Here is an 18,563-nt window from a genome sequence, read left to right as displayed (position 1 = left end):
TTGATGCTGATTGAAAGGTTGTCCAATCCTAAAATAGAAAAAAGGGACCTCTGCGGGTCCCTATGTTTTTGTTATCCAAGAATGATAAGTTTGAATACAAAGAGAATGCTCAATGCATACATGGCGATGGAAATATCTGAGAATTTTCCGGTGCCTGCTTTGAGTACGGTGTAAGTGATGAAACCCAATGCGATGCCGTTTGAGATTGAAAAAGTCAGTGGCATCATGAGCGCGGTGACGGCAGCAGGGACGGAATCGGTAAAGTCATCCCAGTTGACGTTCTTGATGCTGCTCATCATGAGAAATGCGACATAAATCAGTGCACCAGCCGTGGCGTAGGCAGGGATCATTCCTGCCAGCGGCGCGAGGAAAATGGCGGCCAGAAACAACAAGCTAACCACAACCGCCGATAAGCCAGTACGCGCACCGGCAGAAACACCTGCCGCACTTTCAACATAACTGGTGACAGGAGGACAACCAAAGCAAGCGCCGATGACGCTCGACAGACTGTCTGCTTTGAGCGCCTTTGGTAGCCCATCTATTTTACCTGTTTCTTTGTTGACCAAGTTTGCGCGCTCAGCCACGCCCATTAGCGTACCCGCGGTATCGAACATGTTCACGAAAAGGAAAGCGAGAATGATACTGATCATGCCGACATTGAACGCGCCTGCGATGTCCATGGCCATAAATGTTGGGGCAATACTTGGCGGTGCGGAAAAGATACCGTTGTATTCGAAAAGACCGAGCCCAAGGCCAATGAGCGTCACGCTGAATATGCCGATGAGCACGGAGCCAAAAACCTTCTTCACAGACAACACGGAAATAATGAAGAAGCACACGGCGGCAAGAATGGCAGGGGGCTGAGTAAAATCTCCCAGTGTCACCAAGGTGGCCGAGCTACCGACAACAATGCCTGCGCTTTTTAACCCGATAATGCCGAGGAATAGGCCGACCCCCGCTGTCATGCCATAACGTAAACTGGTGGGAATACTTTCGATGACCCATTCACGGACACGTGACACGCTGAGACCCACAAAGATCACACCGGAAATAAACACGGCACCGAGTGCGACTTGCCAGCTATAGCCCATTTCGCCAACGACGGTGAAAGCAAAAAATGCGTTCAACCCCATTCCTGGCGCAAGACCAACAGGCCAGTTCGCAAATAGTCCCATCATCAACGTACCGATGGCTGCGCCTATGCAGGTAGCGACAAAGAGCGCACCGGGATCCATGCCAGACGCTGACATGATGTTAGGGTTCACGAAAATGATATATGCCATGGTGGCAAAGGTGGTGATCCCGCCAATAAACTCGTTCTTTACTGATGTGCCGTGTTGGCTGAGTTTGAAGAACCGCTCCAGAAAGCCACTCTTTACTGATGTTTGTTCAACAGTGCTATTCTTGTCCATCGTTTCCATCCTGTTACTTCTGTCCAATTTCACTAAGAACCTGTTCGCGCTTTCTATGTCGATTTAGTCCTGTGAGTATTTGCGAGGGGCGGTTTTTTCAGCTCCCTCGATAAGTCGAAAAGCTGTACGGAGAAACCAGCAGAGGAACGTGAAAGTGAGCGCTAGGGTTGTCGATACCGAACCGTATCACCACGTCATCAAGAAAAGGAATATCACTTAACGTGACGCCTGTTTTGTGGAAATAACCGGCGGTATTGAACTGCAATTGATACTTTCCCTTTAGGAAGTTTGTACCTTCGAGTAACGGTTCATCCGTTCTTCCATCAAGGTTTGTCATTGTGGTGACGACATGTTCTAGACTGTGACCAGAGACCCTGAATAGCGTGACTTCTATCTCTGAACCAGGTTTACCTTTGCTTGTATCCAAAACATGTGTTGTCAGCTTTCCCATCTTCACTTCGTCCTTCATGAGTAACGGTTCCTTTGTGCAATGGCATCGCATCAGTGACGTCAACCCGATTGATTACAGCTTGCTGCTGTATTGGTCCGTTAAATCAACGTTACCCAGTAGCAATGAATTCTGCCGTATGTGCACATCTAATAACTAAAATGTACACAATAGTTAAGTCTTGTAAAGGTCAAAAAATACGCAGTGCTAATTGTGAGAATCTGGGAATAAATACCGTAATTAAAAGGGTTAGCGTGAAAAATGGCAGTTAATCTAGACAGGATCGAATTGTCGAAAACATGAAGGCGGCAACATTTTGTTAACTTGTTCTTGTAAATTGTATACAAAATGCAATACTAAAATTGAGCTTGCCAGTGAATGGCGAAACCCGCTTTTTGTGAACTTCGCTGACATCGACTTGATAAGCAGGGAAATGGAAGTGACTAAACACGCAAGATTTTGACGCAAATATAATGATAGGAATGGCGCGATGAGTAGTGACTATCCTCGAGATCTAAAAGGCTATGGCGCCCATCCTCCTCACCCAAGATGGCCAGGGGAGGCTCGGATTGCGGTTTCATTTGTACTCAATTTTGAAGAAGGTGGCGAGCGCTGCGTTTTGCATGGAGACCGGGAATCAGAAGCTTTTTTGTCTGAAATACCCTCAGCACAACCTCTGGCTGGTGTTCGTCATATCAGTATGGAATCAATGTATGAGTATGGGTCGCGTGCAGGCGTGTGGCGTGTTCTTCGCTTGTTTCGACAACATGAAATCCCATTAACCATCTTTGCCGTGGGCATGGCAGCAGAGCGAAGCCCTGATGTGATCAAAGCCATGGCGAACGAAGGCCATGAAATTTGTAGCCACGGCTATCGTTGGATTGATTACCAATATGTGCGCGAAGAAGACGAACGCGCAGATATGACCAAAGCTATTGAAGCGATCGAGAAGACAACAGGCGAGCGACCAGTAGGTTGGTACACCGGCAGAACAAGCCCAAATACGCGTCGGCTGGTGGCTGAAGAGGGCGGTTTTCTTTATGACTCTGATGCCTATGATGATGATTTGCCTTACTGGCATGAAGATGGCACGCCACCGGGTAAACCCCAACTCGTTATTCCTTATTCGCTAGATGCCAATGATATGCGCTTTTCAACCGTGCAGGGTTTCAACTCTGGCGAACAGTTTTTCCAGTATCTTAAAGACAGTTTTGATGTCTTGTACGAGGAAGGGTTGGATGCACCCAAAATGCTGTCTATCGGTTTACATTGCCGTTTGATTGGCAGGCCTGGACGACTGGCTGCGTTAAAGCGCTTCGTTGAGTACGTGAAACAGCACGACAATGTATGGATCACGCGTCGCGTCGATATTGCCAAACACTGGCATCAGCATCATCCGCATCCATCGATGACCAAGGAGTAGGTAGCACAATGGGATTATTTTCGACCTGTCGCCCAAGTGAACAAACGAAAGAACAGTTTGTTCAAACCTTTGGCGGTGTGTATGAACACAGCCCTTGGGTTGCGGAACAAGCTTATGGCGACGGGCTGGACCAAGCCTTTAACGATCAGGATGTTCTGCATGCTCGAATGGCACACGTTCTGAACAGTGCTGACGAAGCATCTAAAATGCAGGTGATTTTGGCTCACCCTGATTTGGCCGGACGCGCTGCGCAAGCTGGTGAACTGACGGCTGAATCGACGACTGAGCAGGCAAGTGCGGGCATTGATCAATGTTTGACCGAAGAATTTGTGCGCTTTACGGATTTTAATCAGCGCTACAAGGACAAGTTTCAGTTCCCTTTTATCATGGCGGTAAAGGGGGCAAATCGGCATTTGATTTTGGACGCTTTTGAGCGTCGTTTGGAAAATGACGTTATCACCGAATTCAACACAGCGATTGTGGAAATCAACAACATCGCTTTGTTCAGGCTACGTGATTTGTAGCTCTCTGGCCGCCGTCTGTTAACGACTAATTAATGTAGACGGCGAATACAGCGTCTCGCAAATTGAAGCTCGCAGGAAACCGGCTTTTGGTTTCCTGCCACAGTGAAAGGAAAAAAGACGCTTCTTACTCTTGAAGGAAGCAACGGAAATGGATAATCGTCCTGATTTCACCAAGCTCGTCAATCTCGCCAGCAGCAGACTGGGCTCGCAAGCAATCTATGCGACTGACGACTTTTTTGCAGACAAACAGCGTCTTGTCGATGATGCCCCTGCAGAATGGAAAGAAGATGTTTATGACGAAAATGGCAAGTGGATGGATGGCTGGGAATCACGTCGTAAGCGTGAAGAAGGCCATGATTACTGTGTCGTTAAATTGGGTCTGCCGGGAAAAGTTGTCGGTGTCGATATTGATACCGCTCACTTCACTGGAAACTACCCGCCGTCCGCGTCATTGGAAGGGTGTTATTGCCCCGATGGCGAACCTGCAACCCACCAGCAGTGGGATGAACTCTTACCTTCTTTAGGTCTGCGTGGCGACAGTCATCATTTTGCAGATGTTTCCTCTCAAAAGCCTTGTACGCATGTTCGATTCCACATCTATCCAGATGGTGGTGTTGCTCGATTGCGTGTGTATGGTCATCCCGAAATGGATTGGGACCGAGTGAGTACTGAGCAAGAGTTAGACCTACTTGCTGTGGAAAATGGCGGCAGGGCGTTAGCGTGTAATGATCAACACTTTGGTCATATGAGTAATCTCATTATGCCGGGCCGTGGCGTAAATATGGGTGACGGCTGGGAAACAGCGCGTCGACGTGTACCCGGTAATGACTGGGTTATCTTGTCGCTGGGCCATGAAGGTTTGGTTGATCGCATCGTTGTCGATACGGCGCACTTTAAAGGTAATTACCCTGACAGCCTGTCTATTCAAGCCGCTTTTGTTGAAGGTGGTACGGACGATCAAATCGCTACACAAAGCTTGTTCTGGCGCGAACTTCTGCCCAGTCAAAAATTGTCAGCCGATAATATCCATGAGTTTGCGGATCAACTGAATGGGCTGGGCACTATCTCTCACGTTAGAGTGAATATTTTCCCAGATGGTGGCATCAGTCGAGTGCGCGTATTTGGTCGAAAATCAGACTGAAAAACAGACGCGTTGCAGACAGTCATAGGATGAAAATGGACATGGAAAAAGATATTGCCTTCGACAACATGATTACGTTGACGCCGGAACCGCTGACGCAAGAAAAGTTTGCGCCATTTGGAGACGTGATTGAAGCAGAAAATCGAGACTTCTTCATGATCAACAACGGTTCTACACGTCGTTACCACAAACTTGCTACCACACAAGTGGATGAGGGGAGTGGCGTGATCATCAATATTTTTGAGGCAACACCGCTTTCCTATCCGCTTTCTATCAAGATGCTGGAGCGTCACCCGAAAGGCTCACAGGCATTTATGCCGCTGCTTGGTCATGACTACTTAGTGTTAGTTGCGCCCGTGGGTGAGGAGCCGGATCTGTGCTCGATCCGCGCTTTCTATGCCAAAGGCACGCAAGGGGTGAATTATCACTGTGGCGTGTGGCATCACCCTGTACTGGCATTGACGGCAAAAGATAGATTCTTGGTGGTCGACCGAGAAGGTGCCGGGAATAACTGTGACGAGTTTTTCTTTTCAGAACAAACACGTGTGATATTGGCACCTGAATTTTGATTTGGACTTATCAAAGCCAATCGATTCCTGCTTTGCTTAAAGTGAGCGTCAATATCTGAGAAAAAACAGTAAGGGATGACGTAGCCGATAATATACCCAAGTAATGCCAAGATGCGGTTTTTCAGTGAGCATTGAGTGCGTATTGAATGGGTATGAGCAACGGCATCCGAAAAGGAGAGTGTAATGGATCCTTATATCACGGAATGGCTCAATATAGCGGTTCGCTGGATGCACATGATCACTGGCGTGGCATGGATTGGTGCGTCGTTTTACTTTGTGTGGTTGGAAAATAACTTAAATCGACAAAACCCGCGCGATGGTTTGTCTGGTGATTTGTGGGCCATTCATGGTGGCGGTATATATCACTTGGAAAAATACAAACTCGCGCCTGAAAAAATGCCAGAAACCTTACACTGGTTTAAATGGGAAGCTTACTTTACGTGGCTCACGGGCATGACTCTGCTTTTCATCGTGTTCTACGCCAATGCTGATATTTACTTGGTGAAACCAGGGTCAGAATTTAGTTCAAGCACGACAGTCATGATTGGTATCGCGTCACTGGTTGCTGGTTGGTTTGTCTATGACGTTCTCTGCAACTCGGCATTGGGTAAAAAGCCAATGCTATTGGGTGTGGCGCTGTTCGTTGGTTTGGTGTTCGCCGCTTGGGCATTGAGTCTCGTGTTTAGCGGTCGTGGCGCTTACATCCATGTTGGTGCAATTATCGGTACCATTATGGTGGGTAACGTGTTCCGAGTGATCATGCCAGGGCAACGCGCCTTGGTGAAAGCGATTGAAGAACAGAGAGCGCCTGATCCAAGCCTTCCAGCTAAAGCGTTACTGCGTTCGCGACACAATAACTATCTCACGTTGCCTGTGTTGTTCATCATGATCAGCAACCATTTTCCAAGCACTTACGGTCATGAGTTCAATTGGGCGGTGCTGGCAGGTGTTTCGTTGCTCAGTGTTTTGGTTCGCCATTACTTCAACACGCGACATGCGAGCCAAAAGTATGCATGGACATTGCCGGCGGCAGCGTTGGGAATGATTTGTTTGGCGTATGTATCAGCGCCAGTATCTGCGCCTATTTCTCCTTCAGGCACTGCCCCTGCGACAGCAGGAGCCAATGCAGAATCTCAGAATACGCTGGCGTTTATTGAAGTGAAAACCATTATTTCGGAACGTTGTACGGTTTGTCACTCCCAATCGCCGACACATCCCGCTTTTGCGGTTGCTCCTGCGGGTGTGATGCTCGATACGCCAGAACAAATTCAGCTCGAAGTGACGAGGATAGTCGCCCAATCGGTTTCCACAAATATCATGCCTTTGGGTAACTTAACGAAGATGACGCAAGAAGAGCGAGATCTGATCGGCCAATGGGCGTCCTTGGGAGCAGCGATTCAATAGTACTGTTACAAAATATTAGTATCACCCGCAAAAGCAAACTTTAACCACCTCTAGATGAGGTGGTTTTTTTGTTATATCTGCGGTAAATCAAGGATTTTAAAGGCGATGTGCAGATAAACTCCGAATTGTCGAATCGCGTTAAATCATGCCCTTCAACATGACATCGAAATTAGATGTATATTTTTTAACATTTGGCGAGATCTGGTTACGAGTTTTGGTTATACTCGCTGCCGAAAAAACAACCTTATGTTGTTACCTTTTATTACTGTGGCTTAATGCTGCCTAAAACAATCTTGGAGAACCCCGTGGAAACTATTCTTGTCATCGCATTCATCTGTGCAGCATTTGTGATTGTGAAGAAAGAACGCGCATCACGTGCGTAAAATTGGATTACGCTGAGTCAGTACATCTTTTGCTTCAATTTTTGTCAGCGTAAACCAAACTAACACATTATTTTAATGGCTTATCCTAGTGCAGGGTAAGTGAGAAATAAAAAAGCAGAGCCGATTGGCTCTGCTTTTTTATTTTTGTTCATTTAAGCTGACATTACATTACAGTACAGTTGGACGTTGGCGGTGGATGCGTTACTCGCTAACAAGGACCTGGGTGTCTGTGAGTGTCGCCAAATGTCCACGTATTGCACGTTCTGCTTCTTCAGTCATGCCATAGATATCGTAAAGGCCGACGACCGACACATCGTTTTCTTCGGTACTACTGAATATCATTCCCGTTGCGACAGGTTTACCCGATTGCATCGCTACATAGAGCGCCACATTTATGCCATCAGGAGTGGGAATGTCTGTCAGCGACAATTGAGACAAATATTCGAGCATCGCGGCATGTTCTGCTTCAGGCCACTTTTGCGCTAAAGTGCGTGCGTAGCGAACCATCAATGGATGGCAATCCACAGCATAAAACGAATAACCTTCAACCGGCGCTGAGACAGCAGCTCGTTCGACTTGCTTAGGTTCTGTTTCGGCTACTTGATAGCATTTCAGACCTTGCAGGCTCTCAGGCGTTGGGTATTGAGCGTTTTCAACATGGCTTGCCATCCAAAAATGCTTTTTGCGGAAGTGAGAAAGAACAGCGGCGTCGCTCATGGTGGCTCCTGTGCCGGCTAGGCATCTTGCAGTTGAGCATCGATAATAGCTCTATGGCGTTAAATAACAATGCTCAATCCAAAGAATGAGGAAACTATTTTGGTAACTGTATATCTCTTAACCAATTGATAAAAAGCGAGTAACAGTAGGCATTCCCAAAATTTGGGTTAAAATAGGAAATTCTGATGCCCACTTGCTTTGAAATTAGGTTCCCCTTTTATGTCAGGACAGCGTCTTCAAACTCAGTTTTCAAAAGTCTTTGCCCATTTCAGTGGTAAGGACAGTGATACAAACCTCCAAGATATGGCTGAAATCTTCAGTTGCACTCGTCGTAATGCTCGGATGGTGCTGAGTAAAATGGGGGAGCAGGGTTGGTTGAGTTGGGAGCCTGCGGTAGGGCGTGGTAAACAAAGCCGACTGACTTTTCACCGAACTGATTCTGATCTGCAAATGAAGCGTGTCAGAAAGTGGGTTAAAGACGGAAAGCTGGATGCGGCACTCGAAGAATTGGGTAATGACGCGGCCAAGTTGGCGCATCTTATCCAAGAACAACTCGGGGTATCGACGCAAGAAGGTAAGCAGATCATTCGCCTTCCTTATTATCGCGCGTTTCCCTGTTTGAACCCGGCCAAACCGCTTCGACGTTCAGAGCAACACCTGATCACGCAAATATTTAATGGGCTCACTCGGTTCAATGATTCGACTGAAGAGGTAGAAGCCGATCTCGCCCACCATTGGGAAGCTCTTTCAGATACGCATTGGCGATTTTACCTGCGACCCGCTGTTCGTTTTCATGACGGTAGCTTGTTGCAGACCGATGATGTGATTTGGTCACTGCAAACCCTTAGCGAGAATGTCTATTTCTCGCATATCGACCACATTGTGGCGCCCGAAGACAATGTCATTGATTTCTATTTGAATCGCCCAGATCGCCGCTTGCCCGATACATTGGCAGTGCCTATGGCCTCGATTCAATCGAAGAAAGCAGCCACGTCAAAAAACGGTGAGCAGTTTCCTGTTGGTACAGGGCCATATCGTGTCGTCGAGAACAATAGCCACCAGCTCGTGTTGAAGGCCCATGATCAGTATTTTGGCTTCCGTGCCTTGACGGATGAAATCGAAATCTGGGTCTTAGACAGTGCGGCGATGTGTTATTTGCAGCCCACGGCAACATTGGATCCGACGGCGTTGGATTCACGTCAGGGCATTTTGCAAAATGGAACCAAAGAACGCTTGGCACTGGATGAAGGGTGTAATTACCTGATGCTAAATCGCTGCAGTGGTGTGGCGAAAGACCCGCGTTGGGCGGCTTATTTAAGCGATAGGCTGTCGTCGTTACGTTTGTTGCCATACTTGGCAGAAAGCGGCATTGGCGAATACCGCCTGACCAATGCGTATGGTTTGTTACCAGGCTGGATTCACACCAATGTTTCTCATTCTGACATTGCTGTACCGTCTTCAAAAACAACACTCAGATTAGCGCATCAATCGGACAATCCGTTATTTCCTTTGATGGCTAAAGCCCTGAAGGCGTTGCTGGCGAAAGAAGGGGTGGGGTTAGACATCGAAGTCGTTTCTTATGAAGACATGATGGAGCCGAAACAAGCAAAGAAAGTGGATATTTGGCTTTGTGGTATGAGTTTAGGAAATAAGCGTAGCGATGCCATTTTGCCTTGGTTAATGAACTTTGAGCACCTTTCAGCGGCAATGCCCCAAGATGAATTTAGCGTTGTTGTTGAAAAAATGGCGACGTGGCGTGATAAAGACCAACCGCATTTTGATGCGGAAACCATCGGTAAAACCTTGGTGGGTTCAGCACAGATTATCCCGTTGTTTCACATATGGCTTGGTGTGGTGGATGGGCGTGAGTTGGAAGATGTGTCTTCTAACAAGGTGGGCTGGTTTGACTTTAAATCTGTCTGGAAAAAGCCTGCGCTCTAGCAGGCTTAAACTTGATCAAACTTCGTTTAAATCTGGTTTAAAACAGCGCAAAAGCAGCGACGAGCAACGCGGGTAAGGTCACGATGGTGAGGAAGTTGCCAAACAATACCATAGAGGCGACCTTATCTGGACCGACATTGAAGCGCTCAGCAAACAGAAAATTCATCACGGCAGGTGGTAGCATGGCGAACAACAGCATCATACGCAGGTGCTCCGGTGGCAGGGGCACGAAGAAATAGATCACGGCGAAACTTACCGCCCCTGTTGCGAGGCTCAAGAAGGTACTGAGAATACCCACGCCCAATCCTGACCATTGAATTGCGGTGAGTTGCACCCCGAGAGAAATCAACATCACTGGCACCGCTGCGTTGCCAATCAATATCATTCCTTCGTTTAACGGCGCCCACACAGTTATCCCGCTGAAATTGAAAATCAGTGCGAGGATGGAAGCAATCAATATCGGCATTTTGAATATTTGACGAAAGCGATACTCGCTATTGCTTAGCATGGCCAACCCCACCGTGATGTGAAGCATCATGGAAACCACAAACAGCAAGATGGCGGGCGCTTCTCCAATGAGGCCAAATGCATAACCAAATAAGGGGATAGCGAGATTCCCGCTATTTCTAAACATCTGTGGGGGAGCCCATGTTTTGTAGGGCAAAGATAGGATCTTGCAGATGGGTATCATCAGTACGCCGGGCAGCAATACCGCAATGACTGCTGCAATAAACAGTGCGTTTTGTTCTCCGCCCATAGGCATCACGGACAGTGTGGTGAACACTAAACAAGGCACCATCAAATCGATATTGATTCGATTAACGTGTCGCATATCGGGGCGAAAGCTCTTTCCAACGAAAAAGCCTGCCGCAACCACCGCAAAAACGGGGAACAGTATGCTAATGACTTTTTCGAGCATCCATGCCCCTTAAGAGTATCGAATAGTGGTTAATTAGCGCTTAGAAAGCCGCGCTGAGAGTCTGTCCTAATAGAGTTTCCACATCATCCAGAGACAATGCAAGTACGCAGGATAAAGCATGCGCAGAACTCATACGTATAACTAAAGCGGATATGTGGCAGTTAACAGCAAATACTTATAGAGAGGCAGGCCATCTCGCTGACGATGGAATGGATGGAAAATCCGGTTCAGCCCGCCAGTTAGAGCGCATTCTAGTTCGATATCACCCGCCAGAGAATGTTCAGCCTCAAGAAGCCTTACCCCTTGTGCAGCGAAATCGGCTTGGTGAATGGGCTGGTGGCCTAACCACCAACTCGGTACTGACTTGCTGGCAGAAGAGCGATCGATCCAGTGGTCCGCCACTAAAATCACGCGTTTCTCTTTCTCGCTGGTGGTATCAATATGGTCGAGTGTCCAATGCATGTCTTTCACAATGCCTTTTCGGCAAGCAAGGTTTGCACTGATGAGTCGATGGGCAACGATATAGATTTGATGATCGGGTGCGTCGACACGAAACACAGGTTGTTTTAGGGCAGGTGATTCATCCAATTGATGAAGAAAAGCATCAATGTTGAGCTTGTCATAGGAGTGTACGATCCGTCGTGCTAAAGCCTTACCAAGATGGCTCTCATTCATGCCACGATTATGAATCGTCGGATAGTGGTGCTCACAGAAATTGAGACAGTCTGATTGAAAGTCTCGCAGGCTCTGTGAAATAAGTTCATCAAGCAAAAATGCCTACTCCAAAACAAGCCCCACGACAGAGGGTTATCTAAAGTATGGCAAAAATTTACACTTTGCACTATCTCTGGTAGCTAAATGTGGTGAAGCGTTCAAAAGTGAGGCTATCCGCGCTTAAGCATCGGGTTTAATACGATTCTTTTTAAGGTCTTCCAGCGAATTGCCAGTAGTGAAACTCCCAACAAAAAATAGAGGGAAGGCTCAAGCAATTCAGACTTTGATGACCAGTAAAAATGAATCGGTGCCAAAATAAGAACCAAATAAACAGAATTGTGCAGTTTCTGCCATTTCACGCCCATTTTCCGTTGAATACGCGACGTTGAAGTCACGGTTAGTGCAAAAAGGATTACCCAACAAAATGCGCCGACGGTGAGGTAAGGGCGGCTTAGGATTTCTGTGCCTAGAAGTGAAAAATCGAATGTCAGATCCAACGCCAAATACGTGAGCAAGTGTAAGGTTGCCCAGAAAAAGCTATATAGCCCAAGCACCCGCCGACAACGGATCAGTAAACCCTGTCGCGCATACTTCGCAATGGGGCTAACTAACATAGTAATGATCAAAGTATTAAGCGCAGCCAGCCCAGTGTAGTGAGTGATGCCGTCTACAGGGTCAGCGCCGAACTTGTTGTTTAGCACTAACCAAACCATATTGGCCGCAAACGTCAGACTGACAACATGAATCAGCGCTTTTACCCAAACGATTCGCTTTGCTGTGAGTGGCATCAGTAGCTAGACCTCAGATCCATGCCTTTGTACAAGCTCGCCACTTCATCTTCATAGCCGTTAAACATCAGTGTAGGTTGACGACGAGAACTGAAGATTGATCCTTCACCAATGAAACGTTCTGAGCCTTGGCTCCAACGCGGATGATCAACTTGAGGATTCACGTTGGCGTAAAACCCGTACTCGTGACGAGCCAGCAAGTTCCACGTTGTAGCTGGCTGTGATTCCAAAAGATGAATTTTAACGATCGACTTGATGCTCTTAAATCCGTATTTCCATGGCACAACCAAGCGCACCGGTGCGCCGTTTTGCGGGGCAAGAGTTTGACCATATAAGCCCACACTTAACAATGTTAATGGGTTCATGGCTTCATCAAGGCGTAATCCTTCAACGTAGGGGTAATCAATCCCACCACCAACAAACTGAGAGGCTTGCCCTGGCATTTGTTTGGGATCGTGTAGGGTTTCAAATGCAACGTATTTCGCACTGCCAAGAGGATCGGCAGCTTTCAATAGAGCAGCAAGTGAGAAGCCTATCCATGGCACATTCATCGACCATGCTTCCACACAGCGCATTCGATACAAGCGCTCTTCTAATGGAAACTGTTTGAGCAAATCATCATAACTTAGCGTGATAGGGTTATTGACTAATCCAGTCACCTCGAGTTTCCAAGGGTCAACGCGAAAAGACTGGCTGTTTTCAACAGGGTCGCCTTTGCCTGTACCAAACTCATAAAAGTTGTTGTAGGTAAGCACTTTTGATTCCGGAGTCAGTGACAAACCACTCCCATAAGGGCTTGAGTTTGTTATAAGCGGGGATCGTTGAAAAACTGTCGCTGGTTCAGCGTTGTCTTCTCCGCTACTGAATATGTCAAAGATGTTAGCTTGACTCTGAGCCGCAAAAGGCAAGGTGGCTGTCATTATTCCTAGCTTTTTCAGTATGTCTCTTCGCGAGTGATAAACCGATTGTGGTGTCAGTTCATGCTCTTTTATCTCAGATTTTTTAGGTACACGAATCAGCATCGATGCTCTCCGGCGGTGACTTCAGGTCAGGCTTTCATCAAAAGCCTACGTATTATTCCGAACAGACCTACATAACGAGCAATTTCTTTCATTAGTTTACATTCTGTATGAAAAAACGTTACTTGGATGATGGTAGATGTGACCGATGGCATGTAGAGTGATCGCGTTGTCGATGCATATAACGAAGTGATTGTTTTATAGGCAGTCAGGCGTTTGGGATGCCTGGTTGAACCTATTTTCAGCTATTCCACCTCTGCAATGAAGCGCTCCTATCGCCCGTTGCACGTCTGAACGGTTATGTCATTCGGGTATATTTAAATGGAAGTTTTGATGAAACGTTTTTTCTTATTGTTTGCTTTAGCCATGCCTTCGATATCCGTGTCAGCACAAGGCTTGTCTGCTGGGATTTTTTTTGGTTCACCAATGTCTGGTGTGACAGTGTCACAAGATGTGGTTCGTATTTCTTTAGGAATACAAGAAAAAGGGGCCGCCGTTGATGGCCTATGGAATCTCGGTGAGTGGTTGGCAAGACCCGAATATGCGCCTCTTTATGGCTACACAGGCATGCAGTGGGTTGATGACCCTAAGCATAAATGGGGACCCAGAGCAGGGCTAGGTGTTGCATTGCCAATGGGGCATGGCAATGTTGAACTCTACGGAGAAGCGGGAACAGCCTGGTATTGGCAAGAAGACGCAGCGTTCAAATTTGAAGGGTCATTTGGACTTAGAATGTTTTTCTGATCATTGCTGTGTTCTGCTCGGTATTGCAGTGGGAAGATTTCATGTTAAAGAGCGCCGATGGGCGCTCTTTACGTTTTGTGTCAGCGTCGAGAAAAATTGCACATTTGATGTGATAATCAAAGAGGCTAGCCTGAAGGGTGAGTCGCTTGGCGTGATATCTTATACTCTATAAGGTTAAAGACACTGAATCGTCTTGGATTAAGCGCCACATGCAATTTGTCCGTTTGAATACGTGCGGTAAATGAAGAATCGATTCGGCGAAAAATATTACCGAGAATTTTGACACATGAGTTTAACGCTAAAACGACTTTCAATTTTATGTGCATTGCTGATGCCATTTGCACTTCAAGCAAACCAATACGAATGGCCGGAAAAAGACACGCGCCTGATTGGTGACAATACGGTGCATGTCGTTAAACCGGGCGAGCATCTCGAGCTTATCGCGAAAGAATACAATGTCGGATTTCTCGCCTTGCTTTCAGCCAACCCTGGCGTCGATCCTTATTTGCCGCAGCCAGGTTCATTCGTCACGATTCCGCAGGCGTTGATCCTGCCTGACGTCGATTACGAAGGCATTGTCATCAACCTTGCGGAACTTCGCCTTTACTATTTCGAACCGAAAATCGGCAAAGTAAATGTTTTCCCGATCGGTATTGGCCGTATTGGCCGTGATACGCCAATTATGAAAACAAAAATCAGCCAAAAACGTGAAAATCCAACGTGGACGCCTCCAGCAAGCATTCGCAAAGAGTATCTAGAAGAGCGCAATATCGTGTTGCCTGAAGTTGTACCCGCGGGACCAGAGAATCCATTGGGCAATCACGCACTGAGACTGGCTTATGGCACTGGCTCTTATTTGATCCACGGTACAAATAAAGACTTTGGGATTGGCTTACGTGTAAGCTCAGGGTGTATTCGTATGCGCCCGCAGGACATTGATTGGTTGTTCAATGAAGTGGCGGTTGGCGAGAAAGTACGTGTGATAAACGAGCCGGTGAAAACCAGTTATGAGCCTGATGGCGCAGTGTATGTTGAAGTTCATCGTCCGCTTTCAGAAGATGAAGCAGAAGCAGGCTCACGCATTCTTACGCCACCAGATGCGCGCACGGCACATTGGTTGGAAGCCAACAGAATGAATGTGAGTCGTTACAGGGCAGCGTTAGCGGTACAATCAGGATTGCCGTTAGAGATGGGAAATAACGATGCGGCATCCGAAGATGCCGCAGAATTATAGGGGGATATGGTGCAGTTGACTTACTTAGTGTAAGACTGCGCCATGTTGTCGATACGCTCATTTGCACGAGCAGCTTCGTCATAAGCCAGTGCAGATGCTGCTGCTACGTCAGCTACGTCACCTTGTAGAGCTGAAACTTGGTTTGAAAGAGAATCTACTTTCGATGACATATCTGCAACACTTTGCTCAAGCGCTGAATTGCCAGAACAACCAGCAAGTAGTGCGCTGGATGCAACTGCTGCTAACGCTAGAAGACGAATTTTCATAGTTAAACCTCATTGTTTTTGTTGGGTTGCATTACTTTACTGCTTTTACCTGTTGAATAACTGGCTGCAGTATAACCATAGACTGGGATTGTCTATTCTGCCGCCTGTTGCCCTTTGATATCCGCCTCATTGTTGATACAGCCTAAAAATCTAAGTCACAGGTCAGCATAAATGTTTAGAACTTTGGCAGATTTCTAGCCGTTATCGTGACTGTGTTTCATTTTTGATTCAACTATTGTCTTTCTTATAGGAACAGATTGTGTGATTTCTGTTCCGTCTGAGAAGTGAAGGGTGAGGGGAAGTGATTCGCCTTCCTTCAATGGTGCAGCCAAATCGAAAAGCATGACATGTAAACCACCGGGTTCTAACGTCGCTTTTCCATGGCTAGGAATGGCAATGTTTTCGACTTGTCGCATTTTCATCATGCCGTCAGCCATAACGTGACTGTGCAATTCAACTTTTCCGGCTGCGGGAGTGGCCGCTCTGACCAAATTGACGGATTTGTCCCCTGAGTTCACTAATACCATGAACGCTGCGCTGTTTGGCGCTCGTGGTGGTGTTGCTCGTGCATAAGGATCGTTGATTTCGATGGTCGCTTGTGCAGAAAAAGTGAATAGACCAATGAGTAATGCACATAAAGACGAAGAGGCTTTCATCAAGGGTTCCTTTATTTGTATATATTGATGTTTAAGGAAAACAACGCACCAGGAGCGCGTTGATGGTAATTAGGATAACGGATTACTGCGTGGCAGTAGTGAGCCTCATGATGGCATCTGACACCATGTTTGGATTTAGCGTGTGCGGGACTTTTTCAACCAAAGTGCCATCAGGTTGCAAAAAATAGAAGTAGGAACTGTGGTCGACGGCGTATTCCATGGCGGAATTTTCAAGTTCAGTGATTTGATAAAGCACGCCGTACTTGCGTGCCAATGCCGCAATTTCTTGTTCACTGCCACTCGCACCTTCAATCATGGGGTGGAAATATCCCGCATATTCTTTTGCAGCTTCAGCGTCGTCTCTTTTGGGATCTAAGGTAACAAACAGTGGGCGAACATTGGTCAAGGCGTCTTCTGGGAGTGATTTTAGCGCCGCGGAAAGAATGGCTAATGATGTTGGACATACATCGGGGCAATGGGTGTAGCCGAAATAGACCACGCGTAACCTGTCGTCTGCATTGTCAAAAAGGTTGATGTTTTGATCACCACTTTTTAGTTGTCCAAGTTCAACATTTGCTTCAACGGTTTCGTTTTGTTGCACCATGTATCTCGCGCCCAAACCGGCAAGTAAAGCCAGAGCTAAAACAATGATCTTTGTTTTCATCTCTTCATCCTTATGTCTATAGGCAGCAAAATTTTCTTGTCTGGACTGCTAATGGCGCCGCGCCATGTCATTTCAGCATCCATGCATAGTGGCAACATGACTTCACCACGATATTGATTATTGTCAGACTTGGCTAGCTTGAGTTTGTACATCCCCATGTTCATTTCCACACCTTCGACTTCCAGTAACAAATAAGGTGCGTCATTGTCGTTAACTGTGACATCGAGTGTGACAGGAATTAAAGGTGTAACGGTATCTTCGGTGAGTTTTGCTATTGCCGAAGAAAATGCGCAAGGTGTTGTGCCAAGTGTGCAGGCTGGTGTCGTGGTGACGGATTCATTGGATTCAGAAAACAGAAACTGATCGGCCAAAAAATAGCCTGCGCAAAGAAAAATAAGGAGAGAAAAGGCGTCGAACCATCGACGATGTGTAAAAAGGCTATTTTTCATAAAGAACAATATTGAGGAATAAACGCTGAAAAGTGTATCACCATCCTCCTGATATCTATGTGAGTAAGGTCTTGAAATAGGCTAAATGAAAAAGGGCTGCCTCGCGGCAACCCTTTCATTTCAAGACGCTAATGTTTGTGCATCGTGTCAGCCGTGTGGCATATAGGCTGATTAGTCGCCAAGCTTCTGTGACACTTTTTCTAAGCCAAGAACGAGCCCAAATCCGACAGCCATCATTAGAAGTCCAACGATAAGTTGAGACGGTTGCCCGGTTGCCGCTTCAAATGCGGATGGGGACAGGACTTTCTCAATCAATGGCACTTGTTCACCCGATGAGTTAATGCGGAAACTGAGCACTTCTTTCCATGGCCATACTTTTCCAAGTGCTCCAATAAGCAAACCGGTAAGAAAGGCGATAGTAAAACTACGATAGGATCGTAGTAACCAAGAAAGGACATGAGAGAAGGTCAATAAACCCGCTAAGCAGCCTAGTGCGAACAAGCCAAGAATGGGGATGTTTAGGCCTTTTACTGCGTCTAGCACAGGACCGTACATGCCAAGCAGCAAAAGAATAAAGCTGCCAGAAATGCCTGGTAAGATCATCGCGCAAATAGCGATAGAACCCGCGATGAATACGGTGAGCATGTTGAACTCAAGAGATATTGGGTTAGCAACAGTAATACCGTATGCGAACACCGCACCTGCGATGGCGAGAGCAACCTCAGGCAGTGACCAACGTTCAACTTGTTTGATCATGTGTAAGGCAGATGCCACGATAAGGCCGAAGAAAAACGACCAAATGACGATGGGGTGTTCGGTTAGTGCGTAAGAAACGGCTTTGGCGAGTGTCAAAATTGCAGTCAGAATACCGGCCAGCAAAGTACTGAGAAATGTGCCGTTAACGTGAGTCCACACGGCGGCGAACCCTTCGTTACGCCAACGAGAGAATATAGATGGATTGACGCGACGGATGCTTTCTAAAAGGGTGTCATAAATGCCGGTGATAAATGCGATTGTGCCACCGGAAACGCCGGGAACGACATCGGCCGCACCCATGGCCATTCCTTTTAAAAAGGTTAAAATATTTTGTTTCATGAACTGCTTCTATGGGGACGTGGAAAAATTATTGCCCAATTATAGCGACTTGA

General features: G+C 46.8%; 20 protein-coding genes. 8 read left to right on the top strand and 12 right to left on the bottom strand.

The genetic code is table 11. The features are described from left to right. Nucleotides 1-71: 71 nt before the first annotated feature. Complete coding sequence (locus tag A1OO_RS15340; protein WP_016958786.1) at nucleotides 72-1,412, bottom strand: NCS2 family permease; 1,341 nt, start codon at nucleotides 1,410-1,412, stop codon at nucleotides 72-74. Nucleotides 1,413-1,509: 97 nt separating this feature from the next. Next, nucleotides 1,510-1,863 carry a hydroxyisourate hydrolase gene (gene uraH, locus A1OO_RS15335; RefSeq protein WP_026023886.1) on the bottom strand — a complete coding sequence of 118 codons (354 nt, stop codon included), beginning with the start codon at nucleotides 1,861-1,863 and terminating at the stop codon, nucleotides 1,510-1,512. Between the two features lie 487 nt (nucleotides 1,864-2,350). Between uraH and puuE the strand changes: the two genes are divergently transcribed. From puuE to A1OO_RS15310, 5 genes are all read left to right on the top strand, one after another. After that, nucleotides 2,351-3,283, top strand: coding sequence for an allantoinase PuuE (gene puuE, locus A1OO_RS15330; RefSeq protein WP_017003543.1), 933 nt, complete (start codon nucleotides 2,351-2,353; stop codon nucleotides 3,281-3,283). Between the two features lie 8 nt (nucleotides 3,284-3,291). Next, the gene (gene uraD / locus A1OO_RS15325) at nucleotides 3,292-3,807 is read left to right on the top strand and encodes a 2-oxo-4-hydroxy-4-carboxy-5-ureidoimidazoline decarboxylase (RefSeq protein ID WP_017003542.1); all 516 of its coding nucleotides are present in this window, start codon (nucleotides 3,292-3,294) and stop codon (nucleotides 3,805-3,807) included. A gap of 148 nt (nucleotides 3,808-3,955) precedes the next feature. After that, entirely contained in the window at nucleotides 3,956-4,948 is a 993-nt protein-coding gene (gene alc / locus A1OO_RS15320) for an allantoicase (protein ID WP_017003541.1), read from the top strand. Nucleotides 4,949-4,983: 35 nt separating this feature from the next. Beyond that, nucleotides 4,984-5,517 (top strand): ureidoglycolate lyase, encoded by a 534-nt coding sequence (locus tag A1OO_RS15315; protein WP_017003540.1) that lies wholly within the window; start codon nucleotides 4,984-4,986, stop codon nucleotides 5,515-5,517. 183 nt (nucleotides 5,518-5,700) lie between these two features. Next, nucleotides 5,701-6,921, top strand: a complete 1,221-nt coding sequence (locus tag A1OO_RS15310) for a urate hydroxylase PuuD (RefSeq protein WP_017003539.1) — start codon at nucleotides 5,701-5,703, stop codon at nucleotides 6,919-6,921. Between the two features lie 584 nt (nucleotides 6,922-7,505). Here the strand turns inward: A1OO_RS15310 and A1OO_RS15305 are convergent. Continuing rightward, a complete protein-coding gene (locus tag A1OO_RS15305) occupies nucleotides 7,506-8,021 on the bottom strand; it encodes a hypothetical protein (RefSeq protein ID WP_017003537.1) in 516 nt (171 codons plus the stop codon). A gap of 219 nt (nucleotides 8,022-8,240) precedes the next feature. Between A1OO_RS15305 and A1OO_RS15300 the strand changes: the two genes are divergently transcribed. Next, nucleotides 8,241-9,962 (top strand): SgrR family transcriptional regulator, encoded by a 1,722-nt coding sequence (locus A1OO_RS15300; RefSeq protein WP_017003536.1) that lies wholly within the window; start codon nucleotides 8,241-8,243, stop codon nucleotides 9,960-9,962. Nucleotides 9,963-9,999: 37 nt separating this feature from the next. Here A1OO_RS15300 and A1OO_RS15295 read toward each other — a convergent pair whose 3' ends face one another. The 4 genes from A1OO_RS15295 to msrP all read right to left on the bottom strand — a co-directional run bounded on the left by A1OO_RS15295 (nucleotide 10,000) and on the right by msrP (nucleotide 13,405). Further along, on the bottom strand, nucleotides 10,000-10,881 hold the full coding sequence (locus A1OO_RS15295) for an AEC family transporter (RefSeq protein ID WP_017003535.1): 882 nt from the start codon (nucleotides 10,879-10,881) through the stop codon (nucleotides 10,000-10,002). A gap of 141 nt (nucleotides 10,882-11,022) precedes the next feature. Further along, the gene (locus A1OO_RS15290) at nucleotides 11,023-11,652 is read right to left on the bottom strand and encodes a hypothetical protein (protein ID WP_016958775.1); all 630 of its coding nucleotides are present in this window, start codon (nucleotides 11,650-11,652) and stop codon (nucleotides 11,023-11,025) included. Nucleotides 11,653-11,765: 113 nt separating this feature from the next. Beyond that, on the bottom strand, nucleotides 11,766-12,383 hold the full coding sequence (gene msrQ, locus A1OO_RS15285) for a protein-methionine-sulfoxide reductase heme-binding subunit MsrQ (protein ID WP_017003534.1): 618 nt from the start codon (nucleotides 12,381-12,383) through the stop codon (nucleotides 11,766-11,768). Further along, nucleotides 12,383-13,405, bottom strand: a complete 1,023-nt coding sequence (gene msrP / locus A1OO_RS15280) for a protein-methionine-sulfoxide reductase catalytic subunit MsrP (RefSeq protein WP_016958773.1) — start codon at nucleotides 13,403-13,405, stop codon at nucleotides 12,383-12,385. Before msrP ends, msrQ begins: the two co-directional genes overlap by 1 nt. 330 nt (nucleotides 13,406-13,735) lie before the next feature. On the opposite strand from msrP, the gene A1OO_RS15275 reads away from it, so the two are divergent. Together A1OO_RS15275 and A1OO_RS15270 are read left to right on the top strand one after the other, a co-directional pair. Next, nucleotides 13,736-14,146 carry a hypothetical protein gene (locus tag A1OO_RS15275; RefSeq protein ID WP_016958772.1) on the top strand — a complete coding sequence of 137 codons (411 nt, stop codon included), beginning with the start codon at nucleotides 13,736-13,738 and terminating at the stop codon, nucleotides 14,144-14,146. A 286-nt stretch (nucleotides 14,147-14,432) separates the two neighbouring features. Further along, complete coding sequence (locus tag A1OO_RS15270) at nucleotides 14,433-15,380, top strand: L,D-transpeptidase family protein (protein ID WP_017003533.1); 948 nt, start codon at nucleotides 14,433-14,435, stop codon at nucleotides 15,378-15,380. A gap of 20 nt (nucleotides 15,381-15,400) precedes the next feature. Here the strand turns inward: A1OO_RS15270 and A1OO_RS15265 are convergent, their stop codons facing one another. The 5 genes from A1OO_RS15265 to A1OO_RS15245 all read right to left on the bottom strand — a co-directional run bounded on the left by A1OO_RS15265 (nucleotide 15,401) and on the right by A1OO_RS15245 (nucleotide 18,510). Beyond that, nucleotides 15,401-15,646 (bottom strand): LPP leucine zipper domain-containing protein, encoded by a 246-nt coding sequence (locus A1OO_RS15265; protein ID WP_016958769.1) that lies wholly within the window; start codon nucleotides 15,644-15,646, stop codon nucleotides 15,401-15,403. Between the two features lie 194 nt (nucleotides 15,647-15,840). Beyond that, nucleotides 15,841-16,302, bottom strand: coding sequence for a copper chaperone PCu(A)C (locus tag A1OO_RS15260; RefSeq protein WP_016958768.1), 462 nt, complete (start codon nucleotides 16,300-16,302; stop codon nucleotides 15,841-15,843). Nucleotides 16,303-16,384: 82 nt separating this feature from the next. After that, nucleotides 16,385-16,966, bottom strand: a complete 582-nt coding sequence (locus A1OO_RS15255; RefSeq protein ID WP_016958767.1) for an SCO family protein — start codon at nucleotides 16,964-16,966, stop codon at nucleotides 16,385-16,387. After that, nucleotides 16,963-17,337 (bottom strand): hypothetical protein, encoded by a 375-nt coding sequence (locus A1OO_RS15250; protein ID WP_241819139.1) that lies wholly within the window; start codon nucleotides 17,335-17,337, stop codon nucleotides 16,963-16,965. The genes A1OO_RS15255 and A1OO_RS15250 overlap by 4 nt, the downstream gene beginning before the upstream one ends. 249 nt (nucleotides 17,338-17,586) lie before the next feature. Beyond that, nucleotides 17,587-18,510 (bottom strand): DUF368 domain-containing protein, encoded by a 924-nt coding sequence (locus tag A1OO_RS15245; RefSeq protein ID WP_017003532.1) that lies wholly within the window; start codon nucleotides 18,508-18,510, stop codon nucleotides 17,587-17,589. Between the last annotated feature and the right edge of the window lie 53 nt (nucleotides 18,511-18,563).

This window comes from Enterovibrio norvegicus FF-33, from assembly GCF_000286835.2.
Taxonomy (GTDB): domain Bacteria; phylum Pseudomonadota; class Gammaproteobacteria; order Enterobacterales; family Vibrionaceae; genus Enterovibrio; species Enterovibrio norvegicus_A.
Note: the sequence above shows the minus strand (reverse complement) of the source record. Positions and strands in the feature narration are given on the sequence as shown.

Bases quoted from the DNA above. Each gene is read 5' to 3' on its own strand.
- A1OO_RS15340 (WP_016958786.1), bottom strand. From the start codon at position 1,412: ATGGACAAGAATAGCACTGTTGAACAAACATCAGTAAAGAGTGGCTTT.
- uraH (WP_026023886.1), bottom strand. From the start codon at position 1,863: ATGGGAAAGCTGACAACACATGTTTTGGATACAAGCAAAGGTAAACCT.
- puuE (WP_017003543.1), top strand. From the start codon at position 2,351: ATGAGTAGTGACTATCCTCGAGATCTAAAAGGCTATGGCGCCCATCCT.
- uraD (WP_017003542.1), top strand. From the start codon at position 3,292: ATGGGATTATTTTCGACCTGTCGCCCAAGTGAACAAACGAAAGAACAG.
- alc (WP_017003541.1), top strand. From the start codon at position 3,956: ATGGATAATCGTCCTGATTTCACCAAGCTCGTCAATCTCGCCAGCAGC.
- A1OO_RS15315 (WP_017003540.1), top strand. From the start codon at position 4,984: ATGGACATGGAAAAAGATATTGCCTTCGACAACATGATTACGTTGACG.
- A1OO_RS15310 (WP_017003539.1), top strand. From the start codon at position 5,701: ATGGATCCTTATATCACGGAATGGCTCAATATAGCGGTTCGCTGGATG.
- A1OO_RS15305 (WP_017003537.1), bottom strand. From the start codon at position 8,021: ATGAGCGACGCCGCTGTTCTTTCTCACTTCCGCAAAAAGCATTTTTGG.
- A1OO_RS15300 (WP_017003536.1), top strand. From the start codon at position 8,241: ATGTCAGGACAGCGTCTTCAAACTCAGTTTTCAAAAGTCTTTGCCCAT.
- A1OO_RS15295 (WP_017003535.1), bottom strand. From the start codon at position 10,881: ATGCTCGAAAAAGTCATTAGCATACTGTTCCCCGTTTTTGCGGTGGTT.
- msrQ (WP_017003534.1), bottom strand. From the start codon at position 12,383: ATGCCACTCACAGCAAAGCGAATCGTTTGGGTAAAAGCGCTGATTCAT.
- msrP (WP_016958773.1), bottom strand. From the start codon at position 13,405: ATGCTGATTCGTGTACCTAAAAAATCTGAGATAAAAGAGCATGAACTG.
- A1OO_RS15275 (WP_016958772.1), top strand. From the start codon at position 13,736: ATGAAACGTTTTTTCTTATTGTTTGCTTTAGCCATGCCTTCGATATCC.
- A1OO_RS15270 (WP_017003533.1), top strand. From the start codon at position 14,433: ATGAGTTTAACGCTAAAACGACTTTCAATTTTATGTGCATTGCTGATG.
- A1OO_RS15265 (WP_016958769.1), bottom strand. From the start codon at position 15,646: ATGAAAATTCGTCTTCTAGCGTTAGCAGCAGTTGCATCCAGCGCACTA.
- A1OO_RS15260 (WP_016958768.1), bottom strand. From the start codon at position 16,302: ATGAAAGCCTCTTCGTCTTTATGTGCATTACTCATTGGTCTATTCACT.
- A1OO_RS15255 (WP_016958767.1), bottom strand. From the start codon at position 16,966: ATGAAAACAAAGATCATTGTTTTAGCTCTGGCTTTACTTGCCGGTTTG.
- A1OO_RS15245 (WP_017003532.1), bottom strand. From the start codon at position 18,510: ATGAAACAAAATATTTTAACCTTTTTAAAAGGAATGGCCATGGGTGCG.